The sequence below is a fragment of the Pseudomonas sp. O39 genome, assembly GCF_045447295.1.
GTDB classification, from domain to species: Bacteria; Pseudomonadota; Gammaproteobacteria; order Pseudomonadales; family Pseudomonadaceae; genus Aquipseudomonas; species Aquipseudomonas antarctica_A.
On the sequence record NZ_JBJGXV010000017.1, the window covers coordinates 15,367 to 36,294 of the forward strand.

Genomic DNA, 20,928 nt, shown 5'->3' on the forward strand with positions numbered 1-20,928 from the left:
GGGTTGACCGACCGGTCCCAAGGAGCCCGGCATACCCGAAGGTATCCCGCGTACAGCTGCCGCGACACGATACAACAGACGTAAAAAAAACGCCTGATTCGATGTGGCACAGGTGCATTTGGGAGGCGCGGACGGTCAAACCCGGTCGCTGAATTGGCAGCGACGACGAGAGGTTAGTCAGCGCACTTCCGACCGACAACCTGAAACCCCTGTGGGAAACGTCCGAAGCATCTGGCGTCGAACGATTCTGCAATCGCGTAAGCTGCACCGACTCAAGGAAGATGCCGACCATGCCCAAACCGCTGAATGATGTCGTCCAAACCGCAGCAAAGAAGGTGTTGCAGCAGCTCATCGCGTGCATCACGCCCGACTCGACAGAAAGCTCCATCGCCCGCATTGCCACACAGTTACTCACCGAAGCCGGCTACCCGGACACTTGGTATTACGACTGCCCGGCCTTTGTATTGCTCGGTTCGCGCAGCCTGCTTTCCGTGTCTGGCCGTGACTATCGGCCTGCAGAGGAGCCGGTGGGAACCCACAACCTGATAACGGTGGACCTGAGCCCAAGGTCAGGCAGCCTTTGGGGCGATTGTGCTCGGTCGTTTTACATGGAAGAGGGCGTTTGCCGGGCGGTGCCGATCGGTGTTGAATTCAGCCGTGGCCATGCGACTGAACGCGAATTGCATGAGCGGATGCGGCGGTTTGTGCGGCCTGAAATCACCTTCAATGCGCTGTATGAATTTGCCAATGATTTGATCGAGACGGCCGATTTCGAGAACCTGGATTTTGCCGCCAATGTTGGCCACAGCCTCTGCGAGCGGCGTGATCAGCGGCTTTACATTGAAGCGGGCAATCAGCGGCGTCTTGGTGAGGTGGCGTGTTTTACCTTCGAACCGCATGTCCGCGAACGGGGCGGGCGGTGGGGTTACAAGCACGAGAATATCTATTTCTTCAATGACAAGGGTGACGCCTGCGAGTTGTGAGCTAAACGCGGTCGTGAAGCGGTGCGAAAATCCTGGAGGTGTAAATGTACTGTGGGAGTTGGCTTGCCTGCGATAGCGGTCTTTCAGTGATGGATGTGTTGGCAGACCCATCGCCATCGCAGGCAAGCCAGCTCCCACATTCTGATCTTCATTGGCTTTGAATGATCGGTCGGTGGTGGCAATGCTTGCGGGCGCTGAGCAACTCAGGAGTACCAGGCGCGCCGCAAATCAAAATGTGGGAGCGGGCTTGCTCGCGAATGCAGGGTGTCAGTTAACGTATTCGGTGCTGATACTCCGCTTTCGCGAGCAAGCCCGCTCCCACATTTGGATCTCCAGTGTTCTGACGACTTTCATGTGCCCAAACAAAAAATGCGCCCCGTGGGGCGCATTTTTTTGTTCAGTCAGCTAACGCCTATTCAAGCAGTCGCATCCCAAGCACGGTCACCGTTCTCGTCTTTGATCCGAGTCGGCAACCCCATCACATCCAGCGCCTTGAGGAACGGCTCAGCCGGCAGCTCCTCGACGTTGGCCATGTGTTTTACATCCCACTCGCCACGCGCAACCAGCAGCGCAGCGGCCACCGGTGGCACGCCAGCGGTGTAGGAGATGCCCTGGCTGTCGGTTTCAGCGAAGGCTTCTTCATGGCACGCCACGTTGTAGATGAACATCTCACGCGGCTGGCCGTCCTTGGTGCCTTTGACCAGGTCGCCGATGCAGGTCTTGCCGGTGTAGCCAGGGGCGAGCGAAGACGGGTCGGGCAGCACGGCCTTGACCACTTTCAACGGCACCACTTCCAGGCCTTCGGCGGTTGTGACCGGCTTTTCGGAGAGCAGGCCGAGGTTTTTCAGTACGGTGAACACGTTAATGTAGTGTTCGCCGAAGCTCATCCAGAAACGCACGTTGGGCACGTCGAGGTTTTTCGACAGCGAGTGCACTTCATCGTGGCCGGTCAGGTACAGGTTCTGCGAACCGACTACCGGCAGGTCGTCGGTGCGTTTGACTTCGAACATGGTGTTGCTGGTCCACTGGCTGTTCTGCCAGCTCCACACCTGCCCGGTGAATTCGCGGAAGTTGATTTCCGGGTCGAAGTTGGTGGCGAAGTATTTGCCATGGCTGCCGGCATTGACGTCGAGAATGTCGATCGAATCAATGCGGTCAAAATGCTGTTGCTGCGCCAGCGCGGCATACGCGTTGACGACACCCGGGTCGAAGCCCACGCCAAGGATGGCGGTGATGTTCTTCTGTTTGCACTCTTCCAGGTGGTTCCATTCGTAGTTGCCGTACCACGGAGGGGTCTCGCAGACGTTGCCCGGCTCTTCGTGGATGGCGGTATCGAGGTACGCAACGCCCGTATCGATGCAGGCGCGCAGCACCGACATGTTGAGGAACGCGGAACCTACGTTGATGACGATCTGCGAGTCAGTCTCGCGGATCAGGGCCTTGGTCGCTTCCACGTCCAGGGCGTTCAGCGCGAAGGCTTGGATCTCGGCGGGAACCTTGAGGCTACCCTTGGCCTTGACGCTGTCGATGATGGCCTGGCATTTGGAGATGTTGCGCGACGCGATAGCAATACGACCGAGTTCGTCGTTGTGCTGCGCGCACTTGTGGGCCACCACCTTGGCGACACCTCCTGCACCAATGATAAGAACGTTCTTTTTCAATTGCTTTATCTCTCCTTTATCCGCCAGCTTACGAAAGGCTGGACAGGTAGTCGTCGTAACCAAATTCACGAACCACCTCGACTGTACCGTCGAGTTGTTTCACTACGATGGACGGCATTTTCAGGCCGTTGAACCAGTTTTTCTTGACCATGGTGTAGCCTGCGGTGTCGATGAACGACAGCCGATCGCCGATGGCCAGCGGACGATCAAATTGATACTCGCCGAAGATGTCCCCGGCCAGGCAGGATTTGCCGCACACCATGACGGTGTGTTCACCCTCGCTCGGCGCCAGCTTGGCGTTGAGGCGGTAGATCAGCAGGTCCAGCAGGTGGGCTTCGATGGAGCTGTCTACCACGGCGAGGTTCTTGCCGTTGTAGAGGGTGTCGAGCACGGTCACTTCCAGCGAGGCGCTGTTGGTGATCGCCGCTTCGCCGGGTTCCAGGTACACCTGCACGTCGTACTTCTGCGAGAACGCCTTGAGGCGCTGGCAGAAGGCGTCGATGGCATAGCCTTCACCGGTGAAGTGGATGCCGCCGCCGAGGCTGACCCAGTTGACCTTGTGCAGGAGCGCGCCGAAGCGTTCTTCGATGGTGTTGAGCATCTGGTCGAACAGGTTGAAGTCACCGTTCTCGCAGTTGTTGTGGAACATGAAGCCGGAGATCTGCTCGATGACGCCTTCGATCTTCACCGGGTCCCATTCGCCCAGACGGCTGAACGGGCGCGCCGGGTCGGCCAGCAGGTAGTCGGAACTGCTCACCTGCGGGTTCACACGCAGGCCGCGGGTCTTGCCTTCGGAACGCTCGGCAAAGCGCTGCAGCTGGCTGATGGAGTTGAAGATGATCTTGTCGCAGTTATCCAGCATCTCCTCGATTTCATCGTCGGCCCAGGCCACGCTGTAGGCGTGCGCCTCGCCTTCGAACTTCTGGCGGCCGAGCTTCAACTCGTACAGCGACGACGAGGTGGTGCCGTCCATGTATTCCTGCATCAAGTCGAACACCGACCAGGTGGCAAAGCACTTGAGCGCCAGCAGGGCCTTGGCGCCGGACTGTTCGCGCACGTAAGCAATCTTCTGCATGTTGACCAGAAGCTTCTGTTTATCGATGAGGTAGTACGGCGTTTTGATCATTTTTGAGAGCCTGCGGCGGTGCCTGCCAAAAAAGGACACGCATTGTGCCCGCACTTGGATCGAATCGAAAGGTTAGCGGGCGGATTTTGCGCGCCGGGTTTCCAAGGATAGCGCCTGAATATGACTGTCCAGGGGTATGACACCGACCGACGGTGAGCGCAACTGCCTTGATGAAGCGCACACATCACGTTGAGCCGAGATTGCTCATAAGCCTCTCTGGGCGATCCTTGCCAGCAAGGGCAACGCAATGGAGAATGACGGATCTCTCACCAGCTTAAAAGTTATTTCTGATTTGAATCAATAGCTTAGAGTTTTGTTTTCGCGCTGGGCAGGCCAGGCGAAACACCGTTTGAGTTGAACGTCACGTCCCGCGAAGTCAGCGCCTGGGAGCCGCAGTTCAAACGTTATCGAGGATATTAAGTGTTGCAATAGCCTTGCGGCTTTTGCCCTTGGTTCAGCGCTTATTTTTACAACAAGGCCCCATAAAACATGAAAACAAAAATAGTACTCATCGCGTCGCTGGGCATGTTATCGCTCATTCAAACTTCACCCTCCGCCGCAGATAACACCAATGGTAAAAACCTCTATTCGCAGCGGTGTGTGATGTGCCACGGAACAGACCTCAAGGGAACAGGGCCCTTGGCGCATAAGAGCAATCCGCCTACACCTGACCTTACAACGTCTGCTTTCAAGAAACGGCTCAACGATTATCCGGGCGTTATTGTGTCATCGATAATACTTCGTCCCAATGGAGACTTGATTCCAAGGACGTTGCAAGAGAACGGAGTAAAGCTCTCGCCCTTTGCCTGGAAGGTTCAGGATTTTCGCGATTTAAATCAATACATGCGGGGTGTGATTTCAAACACTCGATGAGGGTGAGAAGTGAGGTGGGTGCATCGTTAATGAACACTCTCGGTTAAAAGCCGCCTCAACTGAAGCGGACAGCACTGACATCAAACCGTCATCTGCCCACCACCTTCCTGCCACATTCCCTCGCTACTGTCCTCGCCAATGAGATCGATCTCAAGCGAGTGACAATGACTGACTTGAAAGACGTTGCACGGTTGGCTGGCGTATCCCGCGCCACCGCCGCCCGCACCTTTGCCTCACCCGACCAGGTGCGCCCGGCCACCCGTGAGCAAGTGTTCGCCGCCGCTCGTGAGCTGGGCTTTCGGCCCAATTTGCTCGGCCGCCAATTGCGCCTGCAAACCACCCAGCTGATTGGCGTAGTGGTGCCCAACCTGCTCAACCCGGTGTTCGCCGAACAGTTCCAGGCCATGGAGCGTGCGGCACGGTTGCGCGGCTACAGCCTGTTGCTGGCGACCACCGACTACAGCAGCGAACGCGAAAGCGTGGTGGTGGAAGAGTTGTTGCGCCAACGCGTCGACGGCCTGGTGCTGACGGTGACCGACGCCGAAAGCAACAGCGTGCTCAACAGCCTCGCCACCGAACAAACGCCGTTCGTGCTGGCGTATCACCAACCGAGCAATCCCGGGTACAGCGCGGTGTCGGTCGATAACCGCGCGGGTATGGCCCTGGCCACGCGTTATTTGCTGGAAGCGGGGCACCGACGCATCAGCATGGTCGCCGGCCCCGCATTGCAGTCTGATCGCGCTCGCCTGCGTTACGCCGGTTATTGCGACGCGATGAAAGCGTACGGGCTCGACAGCCGCCCGGTCATCGAGATGCCGGCCCACACCCAGGCCGAGTTCGCGGCCATCGAGCCCTTTCTGCAAGGCCCCCAGGCACCGACCGCGCTGGTGTGCTCCAACGATTTTCTTGCCATCAGCCTGATCGCCGAATTGCGCCGCAACGCCTGGAATGTGCCTGAGCAACTCTCGGTCATGGGCTTTGATGGCATATCGCTTGGCACCCAGATGCACCCGACCCTGTGCAGCGTGGTGCAACCCATCGCGCTGCTCGCCAGCACCGTGATTGATCAACTGCTGGCGCAGATCGCCGGTAACTCCCCGATTTCCCATTGCCTGCCTTGCCATATCCGGCCCGGCGAAAGCACTCAACCCCATGAGGAGACGCTTGATGCGCGCGTTCAGTAAAACCTTGGCAGCCTTGCTGCTGTGCGGCGCGGCCAGCCTGGCCCACGCCGCCGAAACCGCGATTTGCTACAACTGCCCGCCCGACTGGGCGGACTGGGGCAGCCAACTCAAGGCCATCGCCGCCAGCACCGGCGTGCAAGTGCCGCTGGACAACAAGAACTCCGGCCAGTCCCTGGCGCAGTTGGTGGCCGAGAAGGCCGCGCCGGTGGCGGACGTGGTGTATTACGGCGTGACCTTCGGCCTGCAGGCGCAAAAAGCCCAGGTGGTCGACACCTACACACCCAAAGGCTGGGAGCAGATCCCGGCCGGGTTGAAGGACCCGGCCGGCCACTGGTTTGCGATTCACTCCGGCACCTTGGGCATCATGGTCAACGTCGACGCGCTGGGCGGCTTGCCCGTGCCGCAAGGCTGGGCCGACCTGCTCAAACCTGAGTACAAAGGCATGGTCGGTTACCTGGACCCGTCCAGTGCGTTTGTGGGCTACGTCTCCGCCGTGGCGATCAACCGCGCGCTGGGCGGCGACCTGGATAACTTCGCCCCAGCCATCGACTACTTCCAGAAGCTCGCGAAAAACGCGCCCATCGTGCCCAAGCAGACGGCTTATGCGCGGGTGCTGTCCGGCGAGCTGCCTATCCTGGTGGACTACGACTTCAACGCCTACCGCGCGCGTTACAAGGACAACGCCAATGTCGCCTTTGTGATCCCCAAGGAGGGCAGCATCAGCGTGCCGTACGTGATGAGCCTGGTGGCTAACGCGCCGCATCGCGCGAATGCCGAAAAGGTCCTCGACTTCGTGCTGTCCGACGCAGGCCAGGCGCTCTGGGCCAAGGCCTACCTGCGCCCTGTACGGCCGATGAAAATGCCGGCCGATGTGGCCGCGCAGTTCCTGCCGGACAGCGACTACGCGCGTGCCGGCGTGGTCGATTACGAAAAAATGGCCGCTGTGCAGGAAGCCTTCGCCGCCCGTTACCTGAACGAGGTCAAGTAAGTGGCCGCATCGGCAAAACACGCCGCCTGGGCATTGGCCCCGGCCTTTGCGGTGCTGCTCGCGTTCTGGCTGTTGCCGCTGGCGCACCTGGTGGTGCTCGGCGCGCAAAGCCGCGACAGCCAAGGCAGCGGTTATTGGCAGGTGCTCAGCAGTGCGCAGTACCTGGGCAGCCTGGGGCAAACCGTGATCCTTGCGCTGGTGGTGACGTTGGTCGCGTTACTGATCGGCGGCATCAGCGGCGTCTTTCTTGCGCGTCAGCAGTTCTTCGGGCGCTCGGCGCTGGTGGCGCTCTTGACCTTTCCGCTGGCGTTTCCCGGGGTGGTGGTGGGCTTTCTGGTGATCCTGTTGGCCGGGCGCCAAGGCCTGTTTGCGGCCCTGGGCCTGCAATTGACCGGTGAGCGCTGGATCTTTGCGTATTCGTTGGCCGGGCTGTTCGTGGGCTACCTGTACTTCTCGATTCCACGGGTGATTCTCACGGTGATGGCGGCGTGCGAAAGCCTCGACCGTAGCCTCGAAGAAGCCGCTCATTCATTGGGGGCAGGCCATTGGCGCGTGGTGTGCGACGTCATCGTGCCGGGCCTGGCACCCGCGCTGGCCTCCTGCGGGGCGATCTGCTTTGCCACCTCAATGGGCGCATTTGGTACAGCCTTTACCTTGGGCACGCGACTGAACGTCACCCCGGTGGCGATCTACAACGTGTTCACCAACTACGCCAACTTTGCCGTCGCCGCTGCGCTGTCAGTGGTGCTGGGGGCGGTGACCTGGGCCGTGTTGCTGTTGACACGGCGGCTGGTGAAAAACGCGGGGACAGTCCTGTGAAGCGCTCTTCGCTGTTTGTGATTCAACTGCTGTTTACCCTGCTGGTGTGCGCCTTCATGTTGGTGCCGGTGGTGATGTCATTGTTGGCCGGGTTGACCCGCAACTTCTTTGTAGGTCTGTCCAGTGGGTTGACCTTCGACTGGCTGATCCAGGTGTGGCAGGCCTATTCGCCGACCGTGTGGCTGTCACTGCAATTGGCCCTGGCCTGCGCGGTGTGCGTCTGCGTGATCGGCGTACCTGCGGCATATGCCCTGGTGCGGCTGAACAACCGCTTCAGTCGCGCCTTCGAAGAGCTGATGGTGCTGCCGGTGGCAATGCCGGGGTTGGCCAGTGCGTTGGCGTTGCTGCTGACCTACGGCCAGTTCGGCACATTTCGCAGCAGTTGGCTGTTCATCCTCGTCGGCCACGTGCTGTTCACCTTGCCGTTTCTGGTGCGCCCGGTGATGGCCGTGATGCAACGCCAGCAACTGCCGGTGCTGGAGGAGGCGGCGGCGAGCCTCGGCGCAGGGCCGATCAAGCGCTTCTTCAGCGTGGTAGTACCGAACTGCCGGGCGGGGATTCTCGCCGGCGTGCTGATGGTGGTGACCCTGAGCCTGGGTGAATTCAACCTGACGTGGATGCTGCATACACCCATGACCAAAACGCTGCCCGTAGGCCTGGCCGACAGCTACGCCTCGGCCCGCCTGGAAATCGCCAGCGCCTACACCCTTATTTTTTTGCTGATGATCGTGCCGCTGCTGATTGCGCTGCAGGCCATCAGTGCTCGTTTGTCCCGTGGAGAGCGTCGATGACCGCTATCACTATCCGGTTGCAGGGCTGTCGCAAGGCATTCGCCGACGGCACCGTGGCCGTGCATGACTTGAATTTGACTGTCGAGGGCGGTGAAACCCTGGCCATTCTCGGCCCGTCCGGCTGTGGCAAAACCACGACCCTGCGCCTGATTGCCGGCCTGGAGCGCCCGGACGTGGGCCAGGTGTTTTTCGGCGATCAAGACGTCACCCGCCTGCCCATCGAGCGTCGCGATGTGGGCATGGTGTTCCAGAACTACGCGCTGTTTCCTAACCTGGATGTGGCCGGCAACATCGTCTACGGCTTGAAGATTCGCGGTGTGTCGGCGCCGGCGCGCAACAAGCGCTGTGAAGAGTTGCTGGAACTGGTGGGCTTGCAGCACCACGGCAAGCGCAGCATCCATGAACTCTCGGGGGGGCAGCGTCAGCGCGTGGCCCTGGCTCGTGCCCTGGCTCCGCGGCCTAAAGTGCTATTGCTGGATGAACCCCTGGCCGCCCTCGATGCGCAATTGCGCGAGCGGCTGCGCAGTGAGCTGGACCAACTGCTCCGCGGGCTCGGCATCACCTCGGTATTTGTCACCCACGATCAGGGCGAAGCCATGGCCCTGGGCGATCGCATCCTGGTGATGGAGCAGGGGCGTGTAGCGCAGTTGGCCAGCCCACGGCAGATCTATCAGCAACCGGCCAACGCCTTCGTCGCCGGTTTTGTCGGCAATCTCAATGCCTTCGTGGTACTCGACCGCACCGCCCATGGCCTGAAAGTCTGCGGCGGTGAACTGCCGTGGCACGCCGCCGACCGCCCCGGCACCGTGTACTGCCGCCCCGAACACCTGCGCGTGATGGAGGGCGAGGGGCACTTGCACGGCCACCTGTTGGCGCAGTTCTTCCAGGGGGCGCAAAGCCGCCTGTTGGTGGATGTCGGCGGCCCACAACCGTTGCTGGTGGACAGCAACGACAACCAGTTGCACAGCGTCGGCGCGCCGATTGCCCTGGCCATTGCGCCGCACATGTTGTTCACCCTGAATGCGTGAGAGCTTATTTTGAACCGTCCGTTTCTTGTTGCGCAGATCAGCGATTTGCACCTTAAAGCCGGCAATCGCTTGACCTATGGCGTTGTCGATACCCTGGGCGCGCTGCGCCGTGCCGTCGATCATCTGAACGCCAGCTACCCCAGGCCCGATATTGTGGTGGTCAGCGGCGACCTGGTGGACTTCGGTCGCGCCGACGAATACGCCGTGCTGCACCCTGAGCTGGCACGCCTGCAGATGCCTTGCTACCTGGTGCCCGGCAACCATGACACGCGCGGTCCGTTGCTGGATGCCTTCCGCGATCACGCTTATTTACCCGCCTCGGCAGAGGGCCCTTTGGATTGGGTAGTGGACGAGCATCCGCTGCGTCTGATCGGCCTCGACTCGACCATTCCCGGTGGCCATGGCGGCCAGTTGCTGGACAGTCAGTTGCAGTGGCTCGACGAACAGTTGGCGCTGCGCCCCGCTGCACCGACCTTGCTGATCCTGCACCACCCGCCGTTTATCAGCGGCATTGGCCATATGGACCGCGAAGCCTTTATCAACGCCGCCGCTTTGGAGCGCGTCGTTGCCCGCCACCCTCAGGTGGAGCGCCTGTTGTGCGGGCATTTACATCGGCCCATGCAACGGCGTTTCGGCGGTAGCTTGAGTTGCGTGTGCCCCGGCACTTCCCACCAGATCGTGCTCGACCTGCAAGACGCCGCGCCCGCGCATTTCAACCTGGAGCCGGCGGGTTACCTGCTGCACCGCTGGGATGAACAGCAGGGGTTGATCAGCCACAACGGCGTGTTCGGGGATTACCCGGGGCCGTATCCGTTTTATGACGCTCATGGATTGATTGACTGAGGTTTTACGGAGGTTCACTTCACTCAACTAAGTACTTAAACGCTCGTTAGTGCACCGGCCCACTCAAGAGGGGCCGCGTGCTTCCTGCTGCCTTCTTTTTGCGCCCGGAACCTGGATTCCGCGCCGGAGTTCGTCCTGATGAAAGCCACGTTGAATGTATTAAGCGTATTGACCGGCGGCCTGGGCATTGCCCTGAGCCCTTTGGCGAGCGCTGATTTCCTGAGCGACAGTAAAGCCAACTTGAGCATGCGCAACTTCTACTTCAATAACGACAACCGTGACGGCGCCGCCGCCCCGTCGAAGACCGAAGAGTGGGGCCAGGCGTTTATCCTCAACTACCAGTCGGGCTTTACCGAAGGCACCGTCGGTTTTGGACTTGACGCCGTCGGCATGCTCGGCGTGACCCTCGACAGCGGTGCCGGCCGCCACGTGGGCAGCTCGATGATCCCCAACGATGACGGCAAAGCGGCGGACAGCTGGGCACGTGCTGGCGCGACGGCCAAGGCGCGTTTCGCCAAGACCGAGTTGCGCTACGGCTACCTGCGGCCGAACCTGCCGATCCTGGTGAGCAACGATGGCCGCCTGTTACCGCAATCCTTCGAAGGCGGGCAGGTCACCAGTAAAGACATCGACAACCTGACCCTGATCGGCGGTCAACTGCAACACACCACCGGCCGTGGCTCCAGCGACAGCAGCGGCCTGGCAGCGGCGGGCGGCACCCGGGAAAGCAATAAATTCAACTACGCCGGTGCCGACTACCAAGTGAACAAGGACCTGCTGGTCCAGTATTACTACGCCAACCTCGAAGACTATTACCAACAGCACTTCGCCGGTTTGATCCATGTGTTGCCGCTGGGCGACTACGGCTCACTGAAAACCGACCTGCGTTACTTCAAGACCACCTCCGACGGCAAAAACAGCAGCGCTGCCGGGCGCGCCGAAGGTTATAAGTTCGGCGGCTATACCAAGAATGGCGACGGCGAAATCGACAACAACACCTGGAGTGCCGCCTTCATTTACTCCTTGGGGCCCCATGCGATCACCGCCGGTTACCAGCAAGTCTCCGACGACAGCAACTTCGCCCAACTCAACCAGGGTGGCCTGGTGAACAAAGGGGAGGGTGGCTCCAGCCTGTACCTGTACACCGACCGTACGGTGCAGACCTTCATCCAGGCCGGTGAGCGTACTGCCTTCGCGCAATATGCCTACGACTTCGTCGCGCTGGGCCTGCCAGGCCTGAAGGCGTCGGTGATGTATTTGAAGGGCGACCATATCCTCACTACCACCGGCAACAATGCCAGCGAGTGGGAGCGGGATATCTCCCTGGATTACGTGGTGCAGAGCGGTACATTCAAGAACGTCGGGTTCGGCTGGCGCAATGGTATGTCGCGCAGCGACGTGGCGCGCGACCAGGATCAGAATCGGGTGTTTGTGAGCTATTCGATTCCGTTGATGTAGGTGGCAGACGCACCGCGCCTCAAGGCTCTTTTGAGGCGCGTGCTTTCAAGGGCGTGAGTGACTTTACGTGCGTCGCCTTGTCATCCTCGATGGGTTGAAAATCGCAGCGCAGGTAAAAGTTCGCGGCCTGTGGTGTATCGGTGAACAGGCGCACGGCCTGAAAATGAACCGCTGCGTTTTCCAGTAGCTGTTCTACCAAGGTCTTTGCGATACGACGGCCGCGCATCGCGGGCGCCACGTATACCCGGCGCAGTCGACCGATTCCCGGGCCGGCGTATGGGTCGCAGGACATGCCGCCGACGGCAATCAACTGGCCGTGACGAAAGACGCCCAACAGGCACTCACCGGGTTGATCAAATCGATTGGAGCGGTTTTCCCATTCGGTGATAAGCCGCGTCAGGAACCGGAACCCTTCGGCAACGGCCTGCGCTTCCAGTACGCGGATCTGTTCGGGGAGCTCCTCCAGCTTGCGTATCGCAACGTCTTCGCTGGTCAGCATCATCAAGACTCCCCGCTAAACCAGGCGGCCTTGGACTCAATGCAACTGTGCATCTGCTTTCGCGCCACAAAAGGGGTGTCGAGTGTGCCCAGTGCAATCGAAATCCACTCTGGGTAAAGCCCTTTTGCGTCAGACCAGAACAACGATGATCCGCACTGGGAGCAGAATTGGCGAGTCACGCCCTGTGATGATTCATAGCTTCGAAGCGCATCCGACGGGGCGTTGATACTCACAGCTGACTTGGGGGCGCTCGCGTACGTGGCGAATGCAGCACCATGCCCTTTCTGGCATTTTTTGCAGTGGCAATGGGTGGCGGCTTTTAATGGAGTTGAAACCTGAAAACTGATAGCGCCGCACAGGCAACTGCCTTGAGTCACTGCATCCATGTGTTGTATCTCCCAATAAGTCGCGCCACAGGCTATTTTCGCGCGTAGAGACTGTGGTGAATCAACCGCTGTTGTGGCAAGCCCGCTCGCCAGGCTGGATTGATTCGCCTCGTTCACACCACCCGATTTCTGCCCGCAGCCTTGGCCTCATACAGCTGCATATCCGCGCGCTTGAGCAGGGCTAAAGAATCCCGGTCCGAAGGCTGGGCGATGCTCACGCCAATACTCACGGTGACATCGCCCACCGTCGGAAATTTCGCCGCAGCCACGGCGGCCCGGATTTTCTCGGCGACGACGTCCGGGCTGTCGGGCTCTTCAACTTCCGGCAGCAATACCGCGAATTCTTCACCGCCGTAGCGCGCGACAAAGTCGGTGGCGCGGGTGTTGCTCTCGATCAGCGTCGCCAGTTGGCATAACACGTCATCGCCTACCGCGTGGCCGTAGGTGTCGTTGACGCGCTTGAAGTAGTCTGCGTCGATCAGCAGCAGGGCGAAGGTGCGGCCGGTGCGTTGGAACAGCAGGCTGTTCTCGGCGAGTTTCTCATCGAAGCGGCGGCGGTTGTAGACGCCGGTGAGCGCGTCGTGTGTTGCCAGGCTCAAGAGGTCGGCATTGGCTTGGGTGAGGTCGGCGGTGCGCTGGGCGACCGTGGCCTCCAGGGAGGCATTGGCTTCCTGCAGTTCGCGCTCTTTGGCGAGCAGCGATTGGGTCATGCTGCTGATGGACCGGCCCAGTTGGGCGATTTCCAGCACCGAATGTTCCTGCGGGAAGACGGCGCCGGGCTGTTGGTCCTGCACTTGCTTGGCTGACTTGGCCAGGCGTTCGATGGGACGGCTGAGTGATGATGCGATGTAGTAAGCGGCAAGTACGAAGATAATTGCTGCGAGTAACCCCAGTAGCAGCAATTTGTAGAGCAGGGTGCGCGCCGGTTGCAGTGCGACGTCCAACGGTTGGCGCACCATGATGTACCAGGTCATTTTGGCATTCGACGGGCTTGGGACTGCCACCGAGGCAGTGACGTAGCCATTGCCCGTGGACCAGCCGGAGGGCGTGCTCAATTGGTCGGGCGGCATGTGTTCGCCTGCGAGCAATTCCGGGTAAAGCACCCTGCCGTCAAAATCGACAATCAGCGCCTCTACCTTGGGGATAGCATCCTTTTGCATCACGGCGGAATCGACAATCTGGGTAACCCAGTTCCAGTGAGCATGGGCGCCCAGCACGGCTATCGTTTCACCTTCAGCATTGCGAATCGGCGCAGCGAAATCGATAAAGCGCAGCGGCTCGCCATTCGCAGCACCGGGTAGCAGCTTGGCGAGCAAGACGGCTTCGTGGGGGTCGCCGGTGTACTCGGCGTGCATGCCTGCCTGAAACCACGGCCGCTGTTGCACCGATTGATTGACCAGCAGCCCGTTGACCGCCTGTCGCACACGCCCGTCGGCGTCGGCAACGCCCATCCACGCATACTCCGCGCGCGATTGGGTGCGCAGCTCCATCAAGGTCAGGATATCCGGCGCGTCCAGGTTGCCCCTGCGCATGATCGGTGCCTTGCTCAACAAGGACACTTCCAGTTGACGATCATGCAATTGCACGGCCAGCAGCGCCGCTGTGGATCGGGCCGTGCTGAGCAGCGTATTGCCACTGGCCTGCTTCATCTGCTCTGTGGCGATTTGACCGACATAGAAGCCCACGCTGAGCAGCGTGAGCAATGACAAGCCGGCAAACCAAAGGGTCAGATGACTGCGCAGGCTGGCTTTGATCATGGGGGCTCATTTTTTAGTGTTTGTTTTGACTCATGTTATGCCCAATGCAAGGGTTACGACCAGCGGTGGATGCGCTTATGTGTTGGTCTTCAATTTGGTCCACAAACGCGTAGCCAATCGTGCAATCGCCGGGGGCAAGTCTTCGACGATAAACAACTTGTCCATCACACCTTTCGGCGGATAGATCGCCAGGTCCTGCTTCACCGCAGGCGTCAGAAATTCATCTGCCGCGCTATTGGGGTTGGCGTAGTGGATGCTGTTGCTGATGTTGGCGATCACCTTGGGGTCGAGCAGATAATTCATATAAGTGTAGGCGTTCTTTTCATGGGGGGCGGCTTTGGGCATCACCACCATGTCCATCCAGAGCGTCGAGCCTTCTTCAGGGATGGAGTAGGCGATCTCGATACCGTTTTTGGCTTCCTTCGCGCTGGTGGCCGCTTGCACGATGTCGCCGTTGAAACCGATCACCGCGCAGATATTGCCGTTGGCCAGGTCGCTGATGTACTTGGAGGCGTGGAAGTACTGGATATAAGGCCGGATCTTCAACAATGCCTGCTCGGCCTGTTTATAGTCGCCGGGTTCATGGCTGTGGTGGGGCAGCCCGAGATAGTTGAGGGTGATGGGCAGTATCTGCGTGGGGTTGTCGATGATCGCTACCCCGCAGGTGCTGAGTTTTTTGATCGTGTCGACATCAAAAAACATCTTCCACGAGTGGGTGACGTCGGTGTTGCCAAAGATCGCCTTGATCTTCTCGACGTTGTAGCCGATGCCGGCGGTGCCCCACATATACGGGAAACCGTACTGGTTGCCCGGGTCGTTGACCTCAAGTTTTTTCATCAGCAGCGGGTCGAGGTTTTTCCAGTTGGGTAACTGGCTGCGGTCCAGCTTCTGTATCGCTGCGGCCTTGATCAACCTCGACAGGAAATGGTTGGAAGGGCTGACCACGTCATAGCCGGTGTTGCCGGTCATCAACTTGGATTCGAGCACTTCGTTGCTGTCATGAATGTCGTAGGTGGCCTTGATACCGGTGGCCTGGGTGAAGCGGGTGAGGGTGTCGTCGGCGATATAGCCGTTCCAGTTGGAGATATTGACCTCTTCGGCGGCGTAGCCGGCCGCCGAAAACGCACCGAGCATCACGGCCACGGACAATTGCTTGATGTGCATTGCATTCACCTTTTTTGTTTTAGATTTCGGAACGGGCACGTACCGCTTCAATACGCATGCGTAGCAGGGCACCGAGGTCAAACAGCGGGCGGGGCGGCAGCCAGCCGGGCTGCGCACGCTGTATGACCGATTGCAGCAAGGGTGAGCTTGCGCCCGATGCCCACTCCGCCATCAGTCGCCCCCACAACGTGCCGCGCGCCACGCCGGAACCGTTACAGCCGGCGATGGCAAACAGGTTGTTTTCGACCTTGGCGAAGTAAGGCTGGCCGGACCGTGACGCACTGAGGTGGCCGGTCCAGGTGTAGTGGATGTCTTGCTCGGTGAGCCCCGGGAAGCGTCGTTGCAAGCCACGCACGTGGTGGTGGCGCCGTTGCAGTAAGTCGCCGTTGGCCAGGTCACGCGTGCGGTACTCGGCCGTGTTGCGGATCATCACGCGCCGGTCCGGCGTCAAACGCACGGTGGCGCCGAGTGGCCGCGTTGACAGCACGCCCCAGGGTTCGGCGGCGCATTCTTTTTCCGTCAGCGGGCGGGTGAGGCTCGCGCTCAGTTCCATGGGGAAGGTGGCGCTGTGGTCCAGGCCGACGCGGGGGATAAAGGCGTTCAGGCACACCAGCACATGCCGTGCTTCGATACTCCCGGCCCGGCTGGTCGCGCGAATGGCGCCGTTGCTCATGCGTTCCATACCGGTGATATCGGTGTTTTCAAACAGACTGACCGATGCAGGTAACGCCGCCAGCAAACCTTTCACATATTTGGCCGGTTGCAGCAGGGCGTTGCCGTTGCCGCACCAGATTCCGGCCTGGTAATGCGCGGTGCCGAGCTTCTGGTGCAGTGCGTCGCCTTGCAGAAATTGCGCAGAGGCACCGAGGGCGCGCAGGGTGGCAAGTTTGTCGTCGACCTGGTTGAGTTTGTCGGCGTCATGCACGGCAAAGAAGTAGCCATTGTCGCGAAAGTCGCAGTCGATGCCATGGCGAGTGATGCGCTGGTGCACCTCGTCGCTGGCGGCCCGAGAGATGGCAGTGTCCACCTCGAATCCTGCGAACCCTGGGCGGCCCAACAACTCGTTTTCAGCCGGGTGTTCATGGGCCACCACAAACCCCGAGTTCCGCGCCGAGGCACCTTGGGCGGCGTATTGACGGTCGACGATCACGATGCGTGCTTCAGGGTGCAGGGCCGCGAGGCTGTGGGCGGCACACAGCCCGGTGATGCCGGCGCCGATCACCAGCCAATCGGCCTGTTGTGCGCCCTTCAAGGCGTCGCGGGCGGGTAGGGGGTCGGTTTGGGCTATCCAGCCACAGGTATTGTCCACGTTTGCCTCGGCTGCATGCGTTGATTGCATGGATGATTTAAGTCGATGGCTAGAATTTATAGGGGGTTGGGTGATACAACCAACGTTATAAAATCATCCAGTTATTCGGAAAACGCATGGATAAGATTCGTCACGTGCCGTCCTTGCAAGGCCTGCAGGCGCTGGTGGAAGTCAGTGACAGCGCCAGCTTCACTCAGGCCGCGTATACGCTGTGCCTGACCCAAAGCGCGGTCAGTCGCCAAATCCAGCAATTGGAAAGCCATTTCGGCGTGGCGCTGTTCACCCGCACCAGTCGCAGCCTGCGCGTTACTGTCGAAGGCGAGCAAGTGCTGGCATGTGCGCGCAGTATCCTCGCGCAGCTCAAGGTGCTGGAGGACCGGATCTCCCCGCAGAAACGCCCGTTTCGGATTCGCCTGCATGTGTCGTTGGCGGTGCGTTGGCTGCTGCCGAAGCTGAGTGATTTCTACCGGCTGCACCCGGACATTTCGCTGGCCATCGAGACCGTCGCCACCGAAGCGGTCGAGCCTGCCGGCGATAGTGATGCTTACATCCAATACCTGCCCCAGCCGCCGAACGATCCGGCGTGCCTGACGTTGTTCGAGGAAAAACTGGTGCCGGTGTGCGCTCCCGGGCTGGGGCCGCTGACCACACTGGACGACCTGCGCCACATGGCGCTGCTGCACCGTTCGGTGGACAAGCAGGATTGGCGCGTGTGGCTGGCCGCCAACGGTGCGGGCGCGCTGGAGGAATACCGCCATATTCCGTTCAACCTCGATGAACTGGCGCTGGACGCCGCCGTCCGTGGGTTGGGTGTGGCGATGACCGACCTGACCCTGGCCGTCGAATCCATCGAGCGGGGTGTGCTGGTGGTGCCGTTGGGCGAACCTCTGGAGACCGGTGGGGTGTATGCGCTGTGCCTGCAACCCATGGCGGCGTCTCACCCCGGTTGTGCAATGGTCATGGAGTGGTTTGCACGACAGGCGCAGCAGTGAACCACAAACGTACAAGATTCAGCGCAAACCGCCTCGGTAGACTCGCCGCACTTCTTCTACGGCAGGTTTTCCATGGACATCTTTCTCTACGCCTTCAGCGTCATGTACAGCCCGGGTCCGGTAAATTTCATGGGCCTGAATGCCGGGCTCACCGGCAAATTCCGCCGCTCCACCGGTTTCTTCATCGGCGTAGGCTGCGCGATGCTGTTGCTGTTCGTACTGTTTGGTTACACCGGCGAGGCGATCATTTCCCAAGCGGCATTACCGTATATCTCGCTGGTCGGCGGCGTTTACACACTGTATCTGGCCTATCAGGTGTTCACCGCGCGCACGGTTGTCGAGGACGCTTCACGTGAGCCGGGTAAAACCCTCACGTTCTGGAACGGCCTGGTGATTCAGTTGCTGAATCCCAAAGGCATCATGGCGGTACTGCCGATCACCAGCGTGATGTTGCCGGCGGCGCATATCAGCGGTGCGTCCATTGCTGGAGTGTCGGCATTACTGGCGTGCGGTGCGTTCGGCGCGCCTTGGGTCTACGCGTTGCTTGGGGCGGTGCTGGGGCGGCGAATCAGCGGGACGTCGGCGTTTACCGTCTTTAACCGCTGCATGGGGATAGCACTGGCCGTGTGTGCGTATTTCATGTTTCACGCGTTTTACCTGCACCTGATTTCAACATGAGCAAATCTTGTGTTCGTCTGAAATAAAATGAGTTTGTCTCACTATCAGCATCTGTCGACAATGGCTGCCATAAATACCTACGTTGGAGTTGTATGTCATGGCAGTCGCTCATTCCCTTGGATTTCCGCGCATTGGACGCGATCGTGAACTGAAAAAAGCGCAGGAAGCGTTTTGGAAGGGTGAACTCGACGAAGCGGGCCTGCGTGCCGTCGGCCGTGACCTGCGCAAGACCCACTGGGACCTGCAGAAAAAGGCCGGTATCGAATTGCTGCCCGCCGGTGACTTCGCCTGGTACGACCAGGTACTGACCCATTCGCTGATGTTCGGCGTGATCCCTGAGCGTTTCCGCCCGGCGGATGGCAAAGCCACGTTGCACACCCTGTTCGGCATGGCCCGTGGCGTCAGTGACAGCTGCTGCGGCGGTGCCCACGCCCAGGAAATGACCAAGTGGTTCGACACCAACTACCACTATCTGGTACCCGAATTCAGCGCCGACCAGCAGTTCCACCTGGGTTGGGATGAGTTGTTCGAAGAAGTGCAGGAAGCCCGTGACCTGGGCCACACCGTCAAGCCGGTCGTCATCGGCCCGCTGACTTACCTGTGGCTGGGCAAGGCCAAGGGCGGCGACTTCGACAAGCTCGACCTGCTCGAGCGCCTGCTGCCGCTGTACGGCCAGATCTTCCAGCGCCTGGCTGACCTGGGCGTTGAGTGGGTGCAGATTGACGAGCCAATCCTGGTGCTGGACCTGCCACAAGCGTGGAAAAACGCTTTTGAGCGTGCCTACAACCTGATCCAGCGTGACCCGCTGAAAAAGCTGGTGGCCACTTACTTCGGCGGCCTCGAAGAGAACCTGGGCCTGGCCGCTAACCTGCCGGTCGACGGCCTGCACATCGACCTGGTGCGTGCGCCGGACCAATACCCGACGATCCTCGACCGCTTGCCGGCTTATAAAGTGTTGTCGTTGGGGGTCGTCAACGGCCGTAACGTCTGGCGTTGCGACCTGGAAAAGGCCCTGGCGACTTTGCAACATGCGCATGAGAAATTGGGTGATCGCCTGTGGGTGGCACCGTCCTGCTCGCTGCTGCACAGCCCGGTTGACTTGAACCGTGAAGACACGCTGGATGCCGAACTGAAAAGCTGGTTGGCGTTCGCCCTGCAGAAGTGCTCGGAAGTCGCGGTGCTGGCCCAGGCTGTCACTGAGCCCGAAGCACCGAACGTGCTCGCCGCCCTGGCGCAAAGCCGCGCGGTACAAGCGGCCCGGGCCGCTTCGCCACGCATTCACAAGCCGGCCGTGCAAGCCCGTGTGGCGGCAATCACCGCCAAGGACACACAGCGCCAGTCGCTGTTCGCGCAGCGTATCGACAAACAGCGTGCCGGCCTGAACCTGCCGCTGTTCCCGACCACCACCATCGGTTCATTCCCGCAAACCGCCTCGATCCGCCTGGCGCGCCAGTCCTTCAAAACCGGCAAGCTGAGTGAAGCCGAATACGTCGAAGCCATGCACAGCGAGATCAAACACGCCGTTGAAGTGCAGGAAAACCTGGGCCTGGATGTGCTGGTGCACGGTGAAGCCGAGCGCAACGACATGGTTGAATACTTCGCCGAGCAACTGGACGGCTACGTGTTCACCCGCTTCGGCTGGGTCCAGAGCTACGGTTCGCGCTGCGTGAAACCGGCGGTGATCTTCGGCGACCTGAGCCGCCCCAAAGCCATGACGGTGGAGTGGATCCGCTACGCCCAGGGCCTGACCAGCAAGGTCATGAAGGGCATGCTGACCGGCCCGGTGACCTTGCTGATGTGGTCTTTCCCACGGGAAGACGTGAGCCGCGAAGTGCAGGCGCGTCAACTGGCCTTGGCCATCCGTGACGAGGTGGTCGACCTGGAAGCCGCCGGCATCAAGATCGTCCAAATCGACGAAGCCGCGTTCCGTGAAGGGCTGCCGTTGCGCCAGGCGCAGTGGCAGCACTACCTGGACTGGGCGACCGAAGTGTTCCGTCTGTGCGCCTGCGGGGTGCGCGATGAAACCCAGATCCACACCCACATGTGCTACAGCGAGTTCAACGATGTGATCGAGTCCATTGCGGCCATGGATGCCGACGTCATCACCATCGAGACGTCGCGCTCGGACATGGCGTTGCTGGACGCGTTCGAAGCCTTCGCTTACCCGAACGAAATCGGCCCGGGTGTCTACGACATCCACTCGCCACGCGTGCCGGATGTTGCACAAATGGTTAACTTGCTGCGCAAAGCGGCCAAACGGATTCCGGCCGAGCGTCTGTGGGTCAACCCGGATTGCGGTTTGAAGACCCGTGCCTGGCCTGAGACTGAAGCGGCGCTGATCCACATGGTCGCGGCGGCGCGTCAGCTGCGCGCTGAACTGGCGTGATCT

Annotated in this window: 19 protein-coding genes; 12 read left to right on the top strand and 7 right to left on the bottom strand. The window is 60.2% G+C overall.

The window, feature by feature from the left end:
- Positions 1-290 precede the first annotated feature (290 nt).
- Positions 291-983 (top strand): M24 family metallopeptidase, encoded by a 693-nt coding sequence (locus ACI77D_RS20175; protein ID WP_407017336.1) that lies wholly within the window; start codon positions 291-293, stop codon positions 981-983.
- A gap of 416 nt (positions 984-1,399) precedes the next feature.
- Here ACI77D_RS20175 and ACI77D_RS20180 read toward each other — a convergent pair whose 3' ends face one another.
- Together ACI77D_RS20180 and ACI77D_RS20185 are read right to left on the bottom strand one after the other, a co-directional pair.
- A complete protein-coding gene (locus ACI77D_RS20180) occupies positions 1,400-2,644 on the bottom strand; it encodes a saccharopine dehydrogenase family protein (RefSeq protein WP_407017337.1) in 1,245 nt (414 codons plus the stop codon).
- Between the two features lie 28 nt (positions 2,645-2,672).
- The gene (locus ACI77D_RS20185; RefSeq protein WP_064452077.1) at positions 2,673-3,770 is read right to left on the bottom strand and encodes a carboxynorspermidine decarboxylase; all 1,098 of its coding nucleotides are present in this window, start codon (positions 3,768-3,770) and stop codon (positions 2,673-2,675) included.
- 489 nt (positions 3,771-4,259) lie between these two features.
- Between ACI77D_RS20185 and ACI77D_RS20190 the strand changes: the two genes are divergently transcribed.
- The 8 genes from ACI77D_RS20190 to ACI77D_RS20225 all read left to right on the top strand — a co-directional run bounded on the left by ACI77D_RS20190 (position 4,260) and on the right by ACI77D_RS20225 (position 11,754).
- Positions 4,260-4,643, top strand: a complete 384-nt coding sequence (locus ACI77D_RS20190; RefSeq protein ID WP_082895873.1) for a cytochrome c — start codon at positions 4,260-4,262, stop codon at positions 4,641-4,643.
- A 164-nt stretch (positions 4,644-4,807) separates the two neighbouring features.
- Complete coding sequence (locus tag ACI77D_RS20195; protein WP_064452078.1) at positions 4,808-5,827, top strand: LacI family DNA-binding transcriptional regulator; 1,020 nt, start codon at positions 4,808-4,810, stop codon at positions 5,825-5,827.
- The gene (locus ACI77D_RS20200; protein WP_064452079.1) at positions 5,811-6,815 is read left to right on the top strand and encodes an ABC transporter substrate-binding protein; all 1,005 of its coding nucleotides are present in this window, start codon (positions 5,811-5,813) and stop codon (positions 6,813-6,815) included. The genes ACI77D_RS20195 and ACI77D_RS20200 overlap by 17 nt, the downstream gene beginning before the upstream one ends.
- Complete coding sequence (locus ACI77D_RS20205; protein WP_262667691.1) at positions 6,816-7,634, top strand: iron ABC transporter permease; 819 nt, start codon at positions 6,816-6,818, stop codon at positions 7,632-7,634.
- A complete protein-coding gene (locus tag ACI77D_RS20210; protein ID WP_407017338.1) occupies positions 7,631-8,425 on the top strand; it encodes an ABC transporter permease in 795 nt (264 codons plus the stop codon). The genes ACI77D_RS20205 and ACI77D_RS20210 overlap by 4 nt, the downstream gene beginning before the upstream one ends.
- On the top strand, positions 8,422-9,453 hold the full coding sequence (locus ACI77D_RS20215; RefSeq protein ID WP_262667692.1) for an ABC transporter ATP-binding protein: 1,032 nt from the start codon (positions 8,422-8,424) through the stop codon (positions 9,451-9,453). The genes ACI77D_RS20210 and ACI77D_RS20215 overlap by 4 nt, the downstream gene beginning before the upstream one ends.
- Before the next feature lie 9 nt (positions 9,454-9,462).
- Positions 9,463-10,296, top strand: coding sequence for a phosphodiesterase (locus tag ACI77D_RS20220; RefSeq protein ID WP_259762634.1), 834 nt, complete (start codon positions 9,463-9,465; stop codon positions 10,294-10,296).
- Between the two features lie 138 nt (positions 10,297-10,434).
- Positions 10,435-11,754 (top strand): OprD family porin, encoded by a 1,320-nt coding sequence (locus ACI77D_RS20225; RefSeq protein ID WP_064452084.1) that lies wholly within the window; start codon positions 10,435-10,437, stop codon positions 11,752-11,754.
- A 19-nt stretch (positions 11,755-11,773) separates the two neighbouring features.
- Here ACI77D_RS20225 and ACI77D_RS20230 read toward each other — a convergent pair whose 3' ends face one another.
- From ACI77D_RS20230 to ACI77D_RS20250, 5 genes are all read right to left on the bottom strand, one after another.
- Positions 11,774-12,256: a GNAT family N-acetyltransferase gene (locus tag ACI77D_RS20230; protein ID WP_221294542.1), complete on the bottom strand. Its 483-nt coding sequence runs from the start codon at positions 12,254-12,256 to the stop codon at positions 11,774-11,776.
- On the bottom strand, positions 12,256-12,639 hold the full coding sequence (locus tag ACI77D_RS20235; protein ID WP_221294543.1) for a GFA family protein: 384 nt from the start codon (positions 12,637-12,639) through the stop codon (positions 12,256-12,258). Before ACI77D_RS20235 ends, ACI77D_RS20230 begins: the two co-directional genes overlap by 1 nt.
- Before the next feature lie 113 nt (positions 12,640-12,752).
- Positions 12,753-14,396, bottom strand: a complete 1,644-nt coding sequence (locus ACI77D_RS20240) for a sensor domain-containing diguanylate cyclase (RefSeq protein ID WP_262667696.1) — start codon at positions 14,394-14,396, stop codon at positions 12,753-12,755.
- 75 nt (positions 14,397-14,471) lie between these two features.
- Positions 14,472-15,560: a polyamine ABC transporter substrate-binding protein gene (locus ACI77D_RS20245; protein WP_262667697.1), complete on the bottom strand. Its 1,089-nt coding sequence runs from the start codon at positions 15,558-15,560 to the stop codon at positions 14,472-14,474.
- Positions 15,561-15,579: 19 nt separating this feature from the next.
- Positions 15,580-16,869 carry an NAD(P)/FAD-dependent oxidoreductase gene (locus tag ACI77D_RS20250; RefSeq protein WP_407017339.1) on the bottom strand — a complete coding sequence of 430 codons (1,290 nt, stop codon included), beginning with the start codon at positions 16,867-16,869 and terminating at the stop codon, positions 15,580-15,582.
- A 116-nt stretch (positions 16,870-16,985) separates the two neighbouring features.
- Here ACI77D_RS20250 and ACI77D_RS20255 point away from each other — a divergent pair, with 116 nt between their 5' ends.
- From ACI77D_RS20255 to metE, 3 genes are all read left to right on the top strand, one after another.
- Positions 16,986-17,861 carry a LysR substrate-binding domain-containing protein gene (locus tag ACI77D_RS20255; protein ID WP_407017340.1) on the top strand — a complete coding sequence of 292 codons (876 nt, stop codon included), beginning with the start codon at positions 16,986-16,988 and terminating at the stop codon, positions 17,859-17,861.
- A gap of 72 nt (positions 17,862-17,933) precedes the next feature.
- Positions 17,934-18,539, top strand: a complete 606-nt coding sequence (locus ACI77D_RS20260) for a LysE family translocator (RefSeq protein WP_407017341.1) — start codon at positions 17,934-17,936, stop codon at positions 18,537-18,539.
- A gap of 97 nt (positions 18,540-18,636) precedes the next feature.
- Positions 18,637-20,925, top strand: coding sequence for a 5-methyltetrahydropteroyltriglutamate--homocysteine S-methyltransferase (gene metE, locus ACI77D_RS20265; protein WP_407017342.1), 2,289 nt, complete (start codon positions 18,637-18,639; stop codon positions 20,923-20,925).
- The last annotated feature ends 3 nt before the right edge of the window (positions 20,926-20,928 follow it).

Bases quoted from the DNA above. Each gene is read 5' to 3' on its own strand.
- ACI77D_RS20175 (WP_407017336.1), top strand. From the start codon at position 291: ATGCCCAAACCGCTGAATGATGTCGTCCAAACCGCAGCAAAGAAGGTG.
- ACI77D_RS20185 (WP_064452077.1), bottom strand. From the start codon at position 3,770: ATGATCAAAACGCCGTACTACCTCATCGATAAACAGAAGCTTCTGGTC.
- ACI77D_RS20190 (WP_082895873.1), top strand. From the start codon at position 4,260: ATGAAAACAAAAATAGTACTCATCGCGTCGCTGGGCATGTTATCGCTC.
- ACI77D_RS20195 (WP_064452078.1), top strand. From the start codon at position 4,808: ATGACTGACTTGAAAGACGTTGCACGGTTGGCTGGCGTATCCCGCGCC.
- ACI77D_RS20200 (WP_064452079.1), top strand. From the start codon at position 5,811: ATGCGCGCGTTCAGTAAAACCTTGGCAGCCTTGCTGCTGTGCGGCGCG.
- ACI77D_RS20215 (WP_262667692.1), top strand. From the start codon at position 8,422: ATGACCGCTATCACTATCCGGTTGCAGGGCTGTCGCAAGGCATTCGCC.
- ACI77D_RS20225 (WP_064452084.1), top strand. From the start codon at position 10,435: ATGAAAGCCACGTTGAATGTATTAAGCGTATTGACCGGCGGCCTGGGC.
- ACI77D_RS20230 (WP_221294542.1), bottom strand. From the start codon at position 12,256: ATGATGCTGACCAGCGAAGACGTTGCGATACGCAAGCTGGAGGAGCTC.
- ACI77D_RS20235 (WP_221294543.1), bottom strand. From the start codon at position 12,639: ATGGATGCAGTGACTCAAGGCAGTTGCCTGTGCGGCGCTATCAGTTTT.
- ACI77D_RS20240 (WP_262667696.1), bottom strand. From the start codon at position 14,396: ATGATCAAAGCCAGCCTGCGCAGTCATCTGACCCTTTGGTTTGCCGGC.
- ACI77D_RS20245 (WP_262667697.1), bottom strand. From the start codon at position 15,560: ATGCACATCAAGCAATTGTCCGTGGCCGTGATGCTCGGTGCGTTTTCG.
- ACI77D_RS20255 (WP_407017340.1), top strand. From the start codon at position 16,986: ATGGATAAGATTCGTCACGTGCCGTCCTTGCAAGGCCTGCAGGCGCTG.
- ACI77D_RS20260 (WP_407017341.1), top strand. From the start codon at position 17,934: ATGGACATCTTTCTCTACGCCTTCAGCGTCATGTACAGCCCGGGTCCG.
- metE (WP_407017342.1), top strand. From the start codon at position 18,637: ATGGCAGTCGCTCATTCCCTTGGATTTCCGCGCATTGGACGCGATCGT.